The organism is Ensifer sp. (genome assembly GCF_035999135.1).
In the GTDB taxonomy this organism is placed as follows: domain Bacteria; phylum Pseudomonadota; class Alphaproteobacteria; order Rhizobiales; family Rhizobiaceae; genus Ensifer.
Genome location: NZ_DASYGZ010000171.1, coordinates 63,160 through 76,888, shown reverse-complemented (window position 1 = coordinate 76,888; position 13,729 = coordinate 63,160). Strand labels below are relative to the sequence as shown.

At 62.6% G+C, this 13,729-nt stretch carries 14 protein-coding genes; 6 read left to right on the top strand and 8 right to left on the bottom strand.

Going from position 1 to position 13,729, the window contains the following annotated elements; genetic code table 11:
* Positions 1-46: 46 nt before the first annotated feature.
* The 3 genes from VGO12_RS22680 (at position 47) to VGO12_RS22670 (ending at position 3,746) form a co-directional block, all read left to right on the top strand.
* Entirely contained in the window at positions 47-1,075 is a 1,029-nt protein-coding gene (locus VGO12_RS22680; protein WP_327514993.1) for a carbohydrate ABC transporter permease, read from the top strand.
* 40 nt (positions 1,076-1,115) lie between these two features.
* A complete protein-coding gene (locus VGO12_RS22675; RefSeq protein WP_327514992.1) occupies positions 1,116-2,570 on the top strand; it encodes an extracellular solute-binding protein in 1,455 nt (484 codons plus the stop codon).
* A gap of 84 nt (positions 2,571-2,654) precedes the next feature.
* Entirely contained in the window at positions 2,655-3,746 is a 1,092-nt protein-coding gene (locus tag VGO12_RS22670; RefSeq protein WP_327514991.1) for a sn-glycerol-3-phosphate ABC transporter ATP-binding protein UgpC, read from the top strand.
* Between the two features lie 239 nt (positions 3,747-3,985).
* Here the strand turns inward: VGO12_RS22670 and VGO12_RS22665 are convergent, their stop codons facing one another.
* From VGO12_RS22665 to VGO12_RS22645, 5 genes are all read right to left on the bottom strand, one after another.
* Positions 3,986-4,492 carry a GAF domain-containing protein gene (locus VGO12_RS22665; RefSeq protein ID WP_327514990.1) on the bottom strand — a complete coding sequence of 169 codons (507 nt, stop codon included), beginning with the start codon at positions 4,490-4,492 and terminating at the stop codon, positions 3,986-3,988.
* A 74-nt stretch (positions 4,493-4,566) separates the two neighbouring features.
* On the bottom strand, positions 4,567-5,307 hold the full coding sequence (locus tag VGO12_RS22660; RefSeq protein ID WP_327514989.1) for an ABC transporter ATP-binding protein: 741 nt from the start codon (positions 5,305-5,307) through the stop codon (positions 4,567-4,569).
* Positions 5,304-6,137, bottom strand: coding sequence for an ABC transporter ATP-binding protein (locus VGO12_RS22655; protein WP_327514988.1), 834 nt, complete (start codon positions 6,135-6,137; stop codon positions 5,304-5,306). The genes VGO12_RS22660 and VGO12_RS22655 overlap by 4 nt, the downstream gene beginning before the upstream one ends.
* A complete protein-coding gene (locus VGO12_RS22650; RefSeq protein WP_327514987.1) occupies positions 6,137-7,042 on the bottom strand; it encodes an ABC transporter permease in 906 nt (301 codons plus the stop codon). Before VGO12_RS22650 ends, VGO12_RS22655 begins: the two co-directional genes overlap by 1 nt.
* A gap of 12 nt (positions 7,043-7,054) precedes the next feature.
* Positions 7,055-8,128 carry an ABC transporter permease gene (locus VGO12_RS22645; protein ID WP_414650767.1) on the bottom strand — a complete coding sequence of 358 codons (1,074 nt, stop codon included), beginning with the start codon at positions 8,126-8,128 and terminating at the stop codon, positions 7,055-7,057.
* Positions 8,129-8,247: 119 nt separating this feature from the next.
* Here VGO12_RS22645 and VGO12_RS22640 point away from each other — a divergent pair, with 119 nt between their 5' ends.
* The 3 genes from VGO12_RS22640 to VGO12_RS22630 all read left to right on the top strand — a co-directional run bounded on the left by VGO12_RS22640 (position 8,248) and on the right by VGO12_RS22630 (position 11,190).
* Positions 8,248-8,937 (top strand): XRE family transcriptional regulator, encoded by a 690-nt coding sequence (locus VGO12_RS22640; RefSeq protein ID WP_327514986.1) that lies wholly within the window; start codon positions 8,248-8,250, stop codon positions 8,935-8,937.
* 10 nt (positions 8,938-8,947) lie between these two features.
* A complete protein-coding gene (locus tag VGO12_RS22635) occupies positions 8,948-10,537 on the top strand; it encodes an ABC transporter substrate-binding protein (RefSeq protein WP_327514985.1) in 1,590 nt (529 codons plus the stop codon).
* A 224-nt stretch (positions 10,538-10,761) separates the two neighbouring features.
* Positions 10,762-11,190 carry an OsmC family protein gene (locus VGO12_RS22630; protein WP_327514984.1) on the top strand — a complete coding sequence of 143 codons (429 nt, stop codon included), beginning with the start codon at positions 10,762-10,764 and terminating at the stop codon, positions 11,188-11,190.
* Between the two features lie 60 nt (positions 11,191-11,250).
* Here VGO12_RS22630 and VGO12_RS22625 read toward each other — a convergent pair whose 3' ends face one another.
* The 3 genes from VGO12_RS22625 to VGO12_RS22615 all read right to left on the bottom strand — a co-directional run bounded on the left by VGO12_RS22625 (position 11,251) and on the right by VGO12_RS22615 (position 13,724).
* Positions 11,251-12,546 (bottom strand): MFS transporter, encoded by a 1,296-nt coding sequence (locus VGO12_RS22625; protein ID WP_327514983.1) that lies wholly within the window; start codon positions 12,544-12,546, stop codon positions 11,251-11,253.
* 186 nt (positions 12,547-12,732) lie between these two features.
* Entirely contained in the window at positions 12,733-13,128 is a 396-nt protein-coding gene (locus VGO12_RS22620) for a MarR family winged helix-turn-helix transcriptional regulator (RefSeq protein ID WP_327514982.1), read from the bottom strand.
* 68 nt (positions 13,129-13,196) lie between these two features.
* Entirely contained in the window at positions 13,197-13,724 is a 528-nt protein-coding gene (locus VGO12_RS22615) for a GNAT family N-acetyltransferase (protein ID WP_327514981.1), read from the bottom strand.
* Between the last annotated feature and the right edge of the window lie 5 nt (positions 13,725-13,729).

The window sequence follows — 13,729 nt, the reverse complement described above, 5'->3', positions numbered from 1 at the left end:
GCCTCGTCTATCTCGCCATCCTCAAGCCCTATCTGGAGAAGCACAAATGAGCGTGCGCACTCTCAAGGGAAAAGGGCGCTGGCTGGCGCTCGGCGGCTGCCTCATCTGGCTCGCCATCACCTTCTTTCCGCTCTACTGGGTACTGATCACGTCGTTCAAGACGCCGATCGCAGTCGTCGGCGGACCGACCTATCTGCCGTTCGTCGATTTCGAGCCGAGCCTGACGGCCTGGAGCGAGCTTCTGTCGGGCCAGCGCGGCCAGTTCTTCAATACGTTCTGGGCGTCGACGATCATCGGTCTCTCGGCATCGGTCGCTGCGACCTTCATCGGTGCGATGGCGGCTTATGCGCTGGTGCGGTTCACCTTCCGCTTCCGCCTGCTGTCGGCATTGATCTTCGTGGTGATCGCCTTTGGCGGCTTCCTTCTCGGCCGTCATGTGCTGGGTTATGGCCAGGGCATCTCGCTGGTCTATTCCTTCGTTGCAGCGCTTGCACTCGCGGTCATTTCCAGCCGTTTCCGGCTGCCCGGTCCCGAACTCGGCAACAACGACATCGTCTTCTGGTTCGTCAGCCAGCGCATGTTCCCGCCGATCGTCGCTGCCTTCGCGCTCTACCTGATGTACACGGAGATGGGCAAACTCGGCTTCAAGCTGGTCGACAGCTACATCGGCCTGACCTTCGCCTACATTGCCTTCTCGCTTCCGATCGTCATCTGGCTGATGCGCGACTTCTTCGAGGCGCTGCCGGTCGAGGTCGAGGAAGCGGCCATGGTCGACAACGTGCCGTCCTGGCGGATCTTCTTCGGCATCGTCCTGCCGATGTCAAAACCGGGGCTGATCGCCACCTTCATGATCACGCTTGCCTTCGTGTGGAACGAGTTCCTGTTCGCGCTGTTTCTCACCAATTCCAAGTGGCAGACGCTGCCCATTCTCGTTGCCGGCCAGAACAGCCAGCGCGGCGATGAATGGTGGGCGATTTCCGCTGCCGCTCTCGTTGCCATCATCCCGATGATGGTCATGGCCGGGCTCTTGAGCCGGCTCATGCGCTCCGGCCTGCTTCTCGGAGCAATCAAGTAATCAACCGCTTTGGCATGATTTCATTCAACAGGAGGATAGAATGAGGAAATTGCTACTGGCTTCTGCATCGCTTGCCGCTCTCGCGTCGGGGAGTGCCGGAACGGCGCTCGCCTGCGATCCCGATTACACCGGCGTCGAACTGACGGCGACCACCCAGACCGGCCCTTACATCGCTTCGGCGCTGCAGCTTGCGGCCAAGGGCTGGGAGGAAAAGACCTGCGGCAAGGTCAAGGTCGTCGAGTTCCCGTGGTCGGAACTCTATCCGAAGATCGTGACCTCGCTGACATCAGGTGAAGACGCGTTCGACGTCATTGCCTTTGCGCCTGCCTGGGCGCCCGACTTTACCGACTTCCTGTCGGAAATGCCGGCGGACATGCAGAAGGGCGCCGACTGGGACGACATTGCGCCCGTCTATCGCGAACAGCTGATGGTCTGGAATGGCAAGGTGCTGTCGCAGACGATGGACGGCGACGCCCATACCTACAGCTACCGCATCGATCTCTTCGAAAACGCCGACAACCAGAAGGCCTTCAAGGCGAAGTACGGCTACGATCTGGCGCCGCCGAAGACCTGGAAACAGTATCTCGACATCGCCGAATACTTCAACCAGCCCGCAAACAACCTCTGGGGCACGGCTGAAGCCTTCCGTCGCGGCGGCCAGCAGTTCTGGTTCCTGTTCAGCCATGTTGCCGGCTATACCAGCCATCCGGACAATCCGGGCGCCATGTTCTTCAATCCGGAGACGATGGACGCCCAGGTCAACAATCCCGGCTGGGTCCGCGGCCTCGAGGAGTATATCCGCGCCTCCAAGCTCGCGCCGCCGAATGCGCTGAACTTCTCCTTCGGCGAAGTGAACGCCGCCTTTGCCGGTGGTCAGGTGGCGGAATCGATCGGCTGGGGCGACACCGGCGTCATCGGCGCCGACCCGAAGCAGTCGAAGGTGGCCGGCAATGTCGGCTCGGCGTCGCTGCCGGGGTCGGACGAAATCTGGAACTACAAGACCAAGAAGTGGGACAAGTTCGACCACGTCGTCCAGACCTCGTTCATGGCCTTCGGCGGTTGGCAGGCGGCGGTGCCCGCGACCTCGACCAAGCAGGAAGCGGCCTGGAACTACATCCAGTATCTGACGAGCCCGGCGGTCTCCGGCCAGGCGGCGATCACCGGCGGCACCGGCGTCAACCCCTACCGCATCTCGCATACGACCAACCTCGATCTCTGGTCGAAGATCTTCTCTGAGCGTGAGGCGAAGGAATATCTCGGCGCCCAGAAGGACGCGGTGACGGCCAAGAACATCGCGCTCGACATGCGCCTGCCCGGCTACTTCTCCTATACCGAAGTGCTGGAGATCGAGCTTTCGAAGGCGCTGGCCGGTGAAGTGACGCCGCAACAGGCGCTCGATAGCGTCGCCGAGCAGTGGAACAAGCTGACCGACGAGTTCGGACGCGACAAGCAGCTTGCCGCCTATCGCGCCTCGATGGGCCTGCCGCAGCAATAACGTGACCATGCCCGCCCCGAGCGATCGGGGCGGGCGCCACCGTCCCCGGCGAGACCGGGCACAGACAGCAGCAAGGGTTTTCGCATGTCACAGGTCCGACTGGAGCAGATCACCAAATCCTTCGGGAACGTCACGGTCATTCCGCCGCTCGATCTTCAGATTGCCGATCGCGAATTCGTCGTGCTCGTCGGGCCGTCCGGCTGCGGCAAGACGACGACGCTTCGCATGATCGCCGGTCTCGAAACCGCGACCTCGGGTTCGATCCGGATCGGCGACCGCGACGTCACGGATCTGCGGCCGGGCCTGCGCAATTGCTCGATGGTGTTTCAGAACTACGCGCTCTATCCGCATATGACCGTTGCCGAAAACATCGGCTACGGCATGAAGGTGCGCGGCACGCCGAAGGCCGAGATCGACAAGGCGGTGGCCGACGCGGCGCGCATCCTCAATCTCGGCGCCTATCTCGCGCGCAAGCCGAGCGCGCTTTCGGGCGGCCAGCGCCAGCGCGTGGCGATCGGCCGGGCGATCGTGCGCCAACCGGACGTCTTCCTGTTCGACGAGCCGCTGTCCAATCTCGATGCCAAGCTGCGCATCGAAATGCGCACGGAAATCAAATTGTTGCACCGACGTCTTCAGACGACGGCCGTCTACGTCACGCACGATCAGGTGGAAGCCATGACCATGGCAGACCGGGTCGTGGTCATGAACCAGGGGCGCATCGAACAGGCGGCCGATCCGATTACGCTCTATGAAGCGCCTGCCAATCTCTTCGTCGCCGCCTTCATCGGCGCGCCCAGCATGAATTTCATCGAAGGTCGGCTCGAGCGTGGCGATGGCGGGCTCATCTTCCGGGCGGAAGGCGACGTCGCGGTCATCGTCCCGCAGGCGCGTACCGAGAAGCTGGTCACTTTTGCTGGCAAGGATGTCGTGCTCGGTATTCGTCCGGAGCATACGATGGCAACGGACGCCGGAGCGCCGACCGTGAAGCTGACCGTGCGTGACGTGGAGCCGCTTGGGCCGCACACGCTGGCGCTCGGCAGGGTGGGACAGGGTGCCTTCACCGCGCAGGTTCACGCCGCGTCACGTATCGGCCCCGATGATCAGATCGAAGTGCCGATCGAGGCGGAAAAGATGCATTTCTTCCTGAAGGAAACCGGCAAGGCGATCGGCCGGTAGGGCAGTTCAGAGCGCCGTGCGTTCATATGAACGCACAAAGGACGCTCTGGCGCTTTGATTCTAGAGCATCTTTCTGCCTTCACTTGAAGGCAGGATGCTCTAGGAAAAGTGTGAAACGGTTTTCCGTCCGGAATTGCGTTCTTTCAAAGAGATAGACAGGTTCACTGTTTCGAAGAAGCAATGAAACTGTCTAACCGGAAGGACGGAGCCGAAGGCGGTGACGCCTTCGGCTCCGAGTATTACTTCTGCTCGGCGCGCGCGGCGGCAAGGAAGGCGAGTTTTGCCGGCAGTTCCAGATGCTTGGAAAGTGCCACGCGTTCCGGCGTGTAGTGGTGCTCGACGTCGAGGCAGTTGACCGTGCCGAGCAGTTCGCCGCCGACGACGACAGGGATGTTGGCGACCGAGCCGCATCCGAGCGACCAGATGGTTTCGTGGTCGCCGAAGACCTTGGAGATATCGACGATGGTGTTGGCGACGAAGGTCTGGTGCGCCTTGTGCACGATGTCGAACCAGCTGTCGTAGCGGATCGGCTTGGTGCCGGAGGTCGGGTATTCCTCGGGATGCGAGGTGTAGGCGCGGCGGGCGACTTCGTTGACCATGTCGACCGTCATGATGGTGAAGAGCTTGGCGCCGATCACCTGGCGGCAAAGCGTCTGCAGCGCGGTCCATACCGCATCGGCATCGGTGGTCTTGGCAATCGCCGCGTCGAATTCCGCCAGCGCGGCAGCGATCTGTTCACTGTTCATGCTATGTCCTTGGGGTTACGCGATGTTTTAGCGCGGGACGTGGGCAGAGATCCACCCGCGTTTGCTGTCCCATGCTAGTTGGCATGCGCGGCGCTGATCTGCATCAGCTCACGCGAATAGGCTTCCTTGAGGTCGCCGCGCTTGAGATCGGCGACGTCGGCCACCTCGACGATGCGGCCCTGCCGCATGACGGCGAGGCGATCGCAAAGGAACGAGACGACGGCCAGATTGTGGGTGACCATCAGGAAGGTGAGGTTCTGTTCGCGCCTCAGGCGCTTCAGAAGATTGAGGATCTCGGCCTGCACCGAGACGTCGAGCGCTGAAGTCGGCTCGTCGAGCAGAAGCACCTTCGGCTTCAGCATCAGGGCGCGGGCGATCGCAACGCGCTGGCGCTGGCCGCCCGAAAGCTGGTGCGGAAAGCGGAAGCGGAACTTGCGGTCGAGACCGACGGAGGTCATCACCTCCTCGATCCGTGCATTGCGGTCGCCGATGCCGTGGATCGTCAACGCTTCGCCAAGCGTGGAGTCGACCGTCTTGCGTGGATGCAGGGAGCCGTAGGGGTCCTGAAACACCATCTGGCACTGACGCGAGAAGGCGCGGTCGATGCCGTGGTCGCGGGGCGCGCCGAGCACGGTGATTTCGCCGGACCATTCCGGCGCAAGGCCGGCGATCGCCTTCAGCACAGTCGATTTCCCCGAGCCGCTTTCGCCGACAAGGGCAAAGCTCTCGCCGTCGGCGATGTCGAGATTGACGCCGTGGGTGATCTGCACGTCGCCATATGAGATATCGAGGTTTTTCAGAGAAAGCGCGGTCATGACTTGGCCCATGCGCTGCGGTCGAGCACCGGCAGCTCGTCCCGTGTTTCGTCGAGGCGCGGGATCGAGGCGATCAGTCCGCGCGTATAGGGGTGCTTGGCCGCCATCAGCTCACCGGCCTTGCATTCCTCGACCACCTCGCCGGTGTTCATGACGAGAATGCGGTCGCAATAGCTGGAGACGAGGTTCAGGTCGTGGCTGATGAAGATCAGCCCCATGCCCTTGCGCTTCACCAGTTCGTCGATGATGTCGAGCACCTGCGCCTGGACGGAGACGTCGAGCGCCGAGGTCGGCTCGTCGGCAATCAACAGGTCGGGCTCGGGGATCAGCATCATCGCGATCATCACCCGCTGGCCCATTCCGCCCGACACTTCGTGCGGGTAGAGCTTGGCGACGCGCTCCGGATCGGCGATGCGCACCGATTCCAACATCGCGAGCACGCGAGTATTGACCTCGCGGCGCGGCAGCTTCTGGTGCGTCAGCAGCGCCTCTGCAATCTGTTCGCCGATGGTCATGACCGGGTTCAGCGAGAACTTCGGGTCCTGCATCACCATTGAGATGCGGGCACCGCGGATGGCGCGCATCTGCCGTTCGGACTGTTTCAGAAGGTCGATGCCGTCGAAGACAAGCTTGTCGGCGGTGACGCGACCCGGCGCGCGGATGAGCTGCAGGATCGAACGGCCGGTCATCGACTTGCCTGAACCGCTCTCACCGACGATGCCGAGCCGCTCGCGGCCGAGCGTGAAGGAAATGCCGCGCACGACATCGAGATCGCCACGGGGGGTGGGGAAGGTGACGCGGAGGTTTTCGACTTCGAGAAGCTTCGTCATCAGCGCTGCTCCCCGCTCTTCGGGTCGAGAACATCGCGCAGCCCGTCGCCGAGGAAGCAGAAGCCGAGGCTGACGAGAATGATGGCAAAGCCCGGCATGGTCGCAACCCACCACTGGTCGAGAATGAACGAGCGGCCGCGCGAGATCATCGCGCCCCATTCGGGCAGCGGCGGCTGGGCGCCAAGGCCGATGAAGCCGAGACCGGCGGCCGTCAGGATGATGCCGGCCATGTCGAGCGTGACGCGCACGATCATCGAGGAGGTGCAGAGCGGCAGCACATGGCCGAGATTGACGCGCAGGCTGGAGGCGCCAAGCAGGCGCACCGCCGAGATGAACTCGGAGTTCTTGAAGGTGAGCGTTTCGGCCCGCGCCACCCGGGCGTATCCGGGCCAGGAGGTGATCGCGATGGCGATAATGGCGTTCTCGATGCCGGGGCCGAGTGCTGCGACGAAGGCGAGCGCCAGGATCAGCTTCGGCAGCGACAGGAAGATGTCGGTGATGCCCATCAGGATGCGGTCGACCCAGCCGCCGAAATAGCCGGCTGCGACCCCGATGACGAGGCCTGCAGGTGCCGCGAGCACGGCGACCAGAGTGACGATCGCCAGCGTGATGCGTGAACCGTAGACGACGCGGGACCAGATGTCGCGGCCGAGTTCGTCGGTTCCCATCCAGTGGGTGGCACTCGGCGGCAGCAGGCGTTCGCTGAGCGACTGGCGCAGCGGATCATGGGTCGCGAGCCACGGGGCAAAGAGTGCGGTCAGCACCAGTACGAGGATGATGACGCCGCCGACGACAGCGAGCGGATTGCGCATCAGCGCGCCGAAGATGCGGTAGAAGCGCCCGAGGCGCGCCTGCATCGGCGAGGCGGGGCTGTCGTCGATCAGCCAGTCGCGAAATGTGGTCATGTCCGCCTCCTCTTAGCGTGCACGCGGATCGAGCACGCGGTAGAGCACGTCCGATATCTTGTTGATGCCGATGAAGACCGCGCCGATGACGAGGGTCGAGCCGAGTACGGCCGCCATGTCGGCGTTGAGCAGGGCGACGGTCAGGTAGTTGCCGATGCCGGGCCAGGAGAAGATCGTCTCGATCATCACCGAACCCTCGAGCAAGCCGGCATAGGACAGGCCGATGACCGTGATCAGCGGCACGCGGATCGGCCGGAAGGCATGGCGCCAGATGACGAGGCGCTCCGGCACGCCCTTGACCCGGGCGGTCGTCACATACTCCTGGCTCAACTGGTCGAGCATGAACGAGCGCGTCATGCGGGCGATGTAGGCGAGCGAGAAGAAGCCGAGGCAGGAGGCGGGCAGGATCAGGTGCCAGACGGCGTTGCGGAAGATCTCCCATTCGCCGGCGATGATGCTGTCGATGAGGATCAGGCCGGTCACCGGCGAGACCATGCCGTCATAGAAGATGTCGACGCGCCCGGGGCCGCCGACCCATTTCAGCTTCGCGTAAAAGACGGCAAGGCCGACGAGGCCGAGCCAGAAGGCAGGCACAGAATAACCGAGCAGGCCGATGACGCGGATAAACTGGTCGAGCCACGAACCGCGACGGGCAGCTGCAAAAACGCCGAGCGGCACGCCGATCAGCACGCCGAGGATGATGCCCAGCGTCGCCATTTCGAGCGTCGCCGGGAACACGCGGGCAAGGTCCTCGATGACAGGCTTTCCGGTCGAAACCGAGGTGCCGAAATTGCCGGTGGCGACGTCGCCGACGTAGCTCACGAACTGGGTCAGGAGCGGCTGGTCGAGTCCCATTTCTTGCCGGACGCGTTCATAGACGGCAACCGGCGCACGGTCGCCGACGACGGCGAGCACCGGATCGATCGGCACGATGCGGCCGATGAAGAAGGTGATGGCGAGCAGGCCGAGGAAGGTCACCCCGAGCGTGACCAGAAAGCCCGCGAGAGAAAGAAGGCGTCGCCGAGTCTGGCTGGACCTGGCGGCGCGGCGAGCCGGCGCTGCTGCTGTCGTGCTGTCGTTTGCCACGTGGCGTCACCATCCCTCTTCGCTGCGGTCTGAATTGTCGATACCGCAAAAATTCGCTTGGAGTATATAAATAAGTTTGCTTAAATCAAAAAAATTTTACTGGGGCGGAAACGGGAGGGATGACCGCTGTGAGCGATGCGTCGGAGGATGCGCAGGCCGCGTCTGGCAAGTCCGTGGCAGGGCAACCGAAGGTGGGTGCGCTGGTGCGTGCGCGCCGGCGGCAGATGCATATGACGTTGCAGGCGCTGAGCGACGCGGCGGGTGTTTCGGTCGGCTACTTGAGCCAGATCGAGCGCGATCTCGCCATGCCGTCGCTCGGGACACTGGCCCAGATCGCTCAGGGCCTGGGCGCCGAACTCAACCACTTCATTCTGGCGCCGGCGATCGACACCGGCCTGTCGCGCGCCGAGGGACGCATGGTGTTCTCGGTCGGCGGCTCGCCGGTTTCCTATGAGCGGATCGGCGCGGATTTCGCCGGCAACCAGCTTTCGAGCTTCGTCATCACCATCCCGCCCGGACACCGGTCCGAGGTCTTCAGCCACGAGGGTGAAGAACTCGTCTACATGCTTGAAGGCGAGATCCTCTTCGGGCTCGATGGCGACGACACCATGCTCAACCCGGGGGATGGCCTGCACTTTCGCGGCATCCAGCCCCACTACTGGTGGAACAAGACCGACAGGCCCGTACGGCTGATCTGGACCGGCACCCTGCCGCTGTTCCGGCCACGTCCTTCCCAATCCAACGAGACCGGCGCGCCGCAGGCGCTCCCGAAGCCGGCGACGACAAAAACCAAGCCTCATCGAAAATAGGAGAATGATGATGAGAATGTTCAAGGCCGCGGTCTTCGCGGCGTCCCTGATGCTGAGCGTGGCGCCGGCCGCGCTCGCCGAAACGCCGGCCGACGTGCTGGTGGTCGCCCAGAATATCGACGACATCGTCAGCATCGACCCGGCCGAAGCCTATGAGTTTTCCTCGGGCGAGTATGTCACCCAGACCTATGATCGCCTGGTGCAGTACGATGCTCCGGACGTGAAGAAGCTCGCGCCGGGCCTTGCCTCCGAATGGACGGCAGACGATGCCGCCAAGACAATCACCTTCACGCTGCGTGATGGTGTTACCTTTACGTCTGGTAACCCGCTGCGCGGCGAAGACGTCGTCTACTCCTTCAAGCGTGTCGTCGTTCTCAACAAGGCGCCGGCCTTCATCCTGACGCAGCTCGGCTGGACGCCTGAAAACATCGACAAGATGGTGACCGCCGACGGCAACAAGGTCACGATCAAGTACGAAGGCGACTTCTCGTCAGCCTTCGTTCTCAACGTTCTTGCCGCCCGTCCGGCCTCGGTCGTCGACGCCGAAACCGTCAAGGCGAACGAAGCCGATGGCGACTTCGGCAATGCCTGGCTGAAGGCCAACTCGGCCGGCACCGGTCCCTTCGTTCTCAAGGCCTTCCGCGCCGGCGAACTCTTGAACCTTGCAAGCAACCCGACCTACTTTGGCGGCGCTCCGGCGCTCAAGGGCGTCATCATCCGCCACGTTGCCGAAGCCGCCACCCAGCAGCTGATGCTGCAGACCGGCGACGTCGACATGGCGAAGAACCTGACGCCGGACCAGGTGTCTGGCCTCGAAGGCAAGGACGGCGTCAAGGTCGAATCCTATCCGCAGGCCGCCGTGCACTTCCTGTCGTTCAACCAGAAGGACGCGGCACTGCAGCCGCCGGCCGTCTGGGAAGCCGCCCGCTATCTCGTCAATTACAAGGGCATGACCGACAGCTTCCTCAAGGGCCAGATGGATGTCCACCAGGCCTTCTGGCCAAAGGGCTTCCCGGGCTCGCTTGACGAGACGCCATACAGCTATGATGTCGAAAAGGCGAAGAAGATCCTCGCCGACGCCGGCATCAAGACGCCGATCAAGGTGACGCTCGACGTCATCAACTCGACGCCGTTCACCGACATGGCGCAGTCGCTGCAGGCGTCGTTTGCCGAAGCCGGCATCAACTTCGAGATCATCCCGGGCACCGGCAGCCAGGTGATCACCAAGTACCGTGCCCGCACCCACGAAGCCATGCTGCTTTACTGGGGCCCGGATTTCATGGACCCGCATTCGAACGCCAAGGCTTTCGCTTATAACGAAGACAATGCCGACGACAAGTACCAGTCGACGACCACCTGGCGGAACGGCTGGGCGGTTCCGGCCGAGCTCAACGAGGCGACCAAGGCAGCGCTCAAGGAAGCCGATCCCGCCAAGCGCGACGCGCTCTATGTCGACCTGCAGCGCAAGGTGCAGGAAAAGTCGCCGATCGTGATCATGTTCCAGGCCGCGACCCAGGTTGCGATGAAGGACAAGGTCGAAGGCTACGTCAATGGCGCAACCTCGGACTTCGTCTTCTACCGCCTGGTGAAGAAGAACTGATCCGCTACAGCGCCGCGCGTCTTCTCAGACGCGCAAAAGGTCGCTGTCGAACCGTGAACGGCTGCCGTTTTGTCCTTTAATCGGCAACCATCAAAGGAAACGGGCAGAAACGATCGCCCTTGCGCGCCTTGAAGAAGGCGCTCATATCAAACGCCCCGGGCCATCGGCCCGGGGCGACGTGTTTCTACCGATCGGGTTTTTGAAGTTCTGGAAGGTTTTGTGAAATGGCGGATGTAAAGGTGAGAACCCGGGAAACCGGTGCGACGGCTGTCGTCGGCAAGACGGGCTTTCCGCATGTGACCTCGGTGACCGGGGGGGAGCTCGATATCGTCACCGGCCCGTCGCAGGCCGGCTACGGCCCGCTGGATCTTCTCTACGCGTCGCTCGCAAGCTGCCTGGTGCTCAGCGCCCGCATCGCCGCCAGCCGCTACGGCGTGCTCGACCGATTGACCGAAGTAAGCGCCAAGGTGACCGGCGAGAAGGCCCATGACGAACCTTCGCGGGTCGCGACCTTCAAGATCGTCTTCGACATCAAGGGCGATTTTGACGATACGGTCCGCCATGCGATTGCGGAAGCGGCCGAAAACGAGATCTGCACCGTCAGCAACACCATTCGCGGCAATCCGGAATTCGTGACCGAGTTCGTATCCTAAAGGAAAAAGGCCGGCTGCTTTTAGACAGTCGGCCTTTGTCAGACTCGCTTGCGCGAGGGGTTATGCTGCTTGCGCGGCGAGCCCTGCCGGTTGGCGCCGGCCGATGGTGAGCACCAGCAAGGCGGCAACGACGCAGAGAGCACCGGCGGCCAGCAGCGCCGGAGTATAGGTTTCAAGTGACGTCCGGCTCGCACCGGCAAGGAACGCGGCGCTGGCTGCACCGAGCTGGTGGCCGGCAAAAATCCAGCCGAACACAAGCGCCGCCCGTTCGGGGCCGAAGCGTTCGGCTGCAAGCTTGACCGTCGGCGGAACCGTGGCAACCCAGTCAAGGCCATAGAAGACTGCAAACAGCGACAGCGTGTAGATGTTGAAGCCGCTGAACGGCAGGAACATCAGCGACAGGCCGCGCAGGCCGTAGAACCAGAACAGCAGCCAGCGATTGTCGTAGCGGTCGGAAAGCCAGCCGGAGCCGACGGTGCCGATCAGGTCGAAGAGGCCGATTAGGGCAAGGAAGCTCGCCGCACCCACGGCGGCAATGCCGACGTCACCGCAGATCGACACCCAATGGGTCTGGATCAGGCCGTTGGTGCTGAAGCCGCAAACGAAGAAGGTGGCAAACAGCACCCAGAAGGTGTTGGTCTTTGCGGCATCGCCGAGCGCCCGGATCGGCGCCATCAGCAGCGCACCGAAGCTTTGAGCCTTTGCCGGCGCGGGAACGACCTGCTTGCCGCCGTAGGGAGCAAGGCCGAGATCGCTCGGCCGGTCCTGCATGAACAAGAGCACCAGGGCGAAAGCGGCCGTCAGGACGACGATGACGAGCGTCAGGGCCGAGCGCCAGCCGATCGTTTCGGTGAGGGACGCAAGCAGCGGCTGGAAGACGAGCTGGCCGGTGGCGTTGCTGGCGGTCATCAGTCCGATGACCAGGCCGCGCCGCATGTCGAACCAGCGTGTGGCGATGGTCGCGCCGAGAACGAGCGCCGTCATGCCGGTGCCGACGCCGAGAACGACGCCCCAGAGCGCAACCAGATGCCAGAGTTCCGTCATGTAGAACGACGCGGCAATGCCCGAAAGAATGAGAATGAGGGCGGTGGAGACGACCTGTCTCACGCCGAAATGGTTCATTAACGAGGCGGCGAACGGTCCAAGCAGGCCGAAGAGGCAAAGGCGGATTGCCAGCGCCACCGAGATCTGAGCATTCGACCAGCCGAACTCGGTTTCGAGCGGCTTGATCAACACGCCCGCCGAGCCCATGGCGCCGGCGGTCGACAGCATGACGAGGAAGGTGACGGCGGCCATGGCCCAGCCGTAGTGGATGTTGCGTCTTTCAAGATAACGCGCAAGCGCCGGACCGAGCATCGTCGATTTCCTTCTGTCCGTGTTTTTAGGGTGCGCGAAAGGCTTGCGCAGGCTTTCGCAGCGCATTTCGCACGTTCATGTTTGGTTTGGCGGCGTTTTGCCGGACCCCGGAAAAACCAGGATGCCGAACGCATTCGCGCTCAAGTGCGATCACTTGATGCGGGAAAAATCTATCGGTTCAATGCGTTAGAGCGCCAGCAGCAAATCCTCTAGCTGGGCGGCCGCGTCCGGCCCCAATCGTGCCTCGATCTTGTCTTGTGCCGCCTGCCAAAGCGGAGCGCCGTCGATGAGAATCTGGCGGCCGCTTTCGGTCAGTTCGACAATGGCCTCCCTTTGGTCCTTTCCGCTTCCCGTTGCCGCCAAGCCCATTCCTTCCAGAACCTTGACGTTACGGCTGACCGTCGAGCGCTCGAGTTCGATCTTGCGGCCAAGCTCGGTCATGGAAATCGGCTCGTCGCGCGAGATGTGCCGAAGCAGACTGAACTGGGCGAGGTTGAGGCCAACCGGTTGCAGCGCATCGTCGTAAACCGACGTCGCTCTCCGGGTAGCTTTGCGTAAAAGTGCACAATAACAACGAGCCATGGTGTGCGTGTATATACACGCATATCCTCGACGTCAAGCATTCGGTTGAGAAGATGGATAGTCGCGCACTAGGCGTTCGCCGCGCGCTCCTTTTCGAAGGTGAGCTGGAGGACGTTGTTCAGGTAGGCCTGATCGCCGATCCGGAAATGGGTTTCCCCGACCTTCTCGAAGCCGTTCGCGACGTAGAAGGCTTCGGCCTTGTCGTTCTCGGCATTTATCGCCAGCCAGGTGCTTGGTCGCTTGGACTCTCGGCAGTATTCGAGGCCGGTCGCAAGCAGTCTCTTGCCGACGCCGCGGCCATGGTGGCGTGGCTGCACATAGAGCGTCGTAATTTCGAGGTCCGACGGGACGTCGGCCGGGGCGGGAGAGTTCAGCGACATGCGCAGAAAACCGTCGATCCCGACCTTGTTCTCTGAAACCCAGAGGTTTTCGTTTTCTCGGGACAGAATGTCCTTGAAACGATCGGTGGTGAACGCCTCCAACGCGTAGTCGGCGAAGAACGCGTTGACACCGTCGCGGATGTAGGTGTTGAGCCAGACCTCGAGGCTGATGGCGGCGAGGCTGGACGCATCCTCAAGGGTTGCGCGTCTGATCACGGTTT

Coding starts and splice junctions, on each gene's coding strand:
- VGO12_RS22670 (WP_327514991.1), top strand. CDS start 2,655: ATGTCACAGGTCCGACTGGAGCAGATCACCAAATCCTTCGGGAACGTC.
- VGO12_RS22650 (WP_327514987.1), bottom strand. CDS start 7,042: ATGACCACATTTCGCGACTGGCTGATCGACGACAGCCCCGCCTCGCCG.
- VGO12_RS22680 (WP_327514993.1), top strand. CDS start 47: ATGAGCGTGCGCACTCTCAAGGGAAAAGGGCGCTGGCTGGCGCTCGGC.
- VGO12_RS22675 (WP_327514992.1), top strand. CDS start 1,116: ATGAGGAAATTGCTACTGGCTTCTGCATCGCTTGCCGCTCTCGCGTCG.
- VGO12_RS22655 (WP_327514988.1), bottom strand. CDS start 6,137: ATGACGAAGCTTCTCGAAGTCGAAAACCTCCGCGTCACCTTCCCCACC.
- VGO12_RS22640 (WP_327514986.1), top strand. CDS start 8,248: ATGACCGCTGTGAGCGATGCGTCGGAGGATGCGCAGGCCGCGTCTGGC.
- VGO12_RS22620 (WP_327514982.1), bottom strand. CDS start 13,128: ATGGCTCGTTGTTATTGTGCACTTTTACGCAAAGCTACCCGGAGAGCG.
- VGO12_RS22630 (WP_327514984.1), top strand. CDS start 10,762: ATGGCGGATGTAAAGGTGAGAACCCGGGAAACCGGTGCGACGGCTGTC.
- VGO12_RS22665 (WP_327514990.1), bottom strand. CDS start 4,492: ATGAACAGTGAACAGATCGCTGCCGCGCTGGCGGAATTCGACGCGGCG.
- VGO12_RS22635 (WP_327514985.1), top strand. CDS start 8,948: ATGAGAATGTTCAAGGCCGCGGTCTTCGCGGCGTCCCTGATGCTGAGC.
- VGO12_RS22625 (WP_327514983.1), bottom strand. CDS start 12,546: ATGCTCGGTCCGGCGCTTGCGCGTTATCTTGAAAGACGCAACATCCAC.
- VGO12_RS22660 (WP_327514989.1), bottom strand. CDS start 5,307: ATGACCGCGCTTTCTCTGAAAAACCTCGATATCTCATATGGCGACGTG.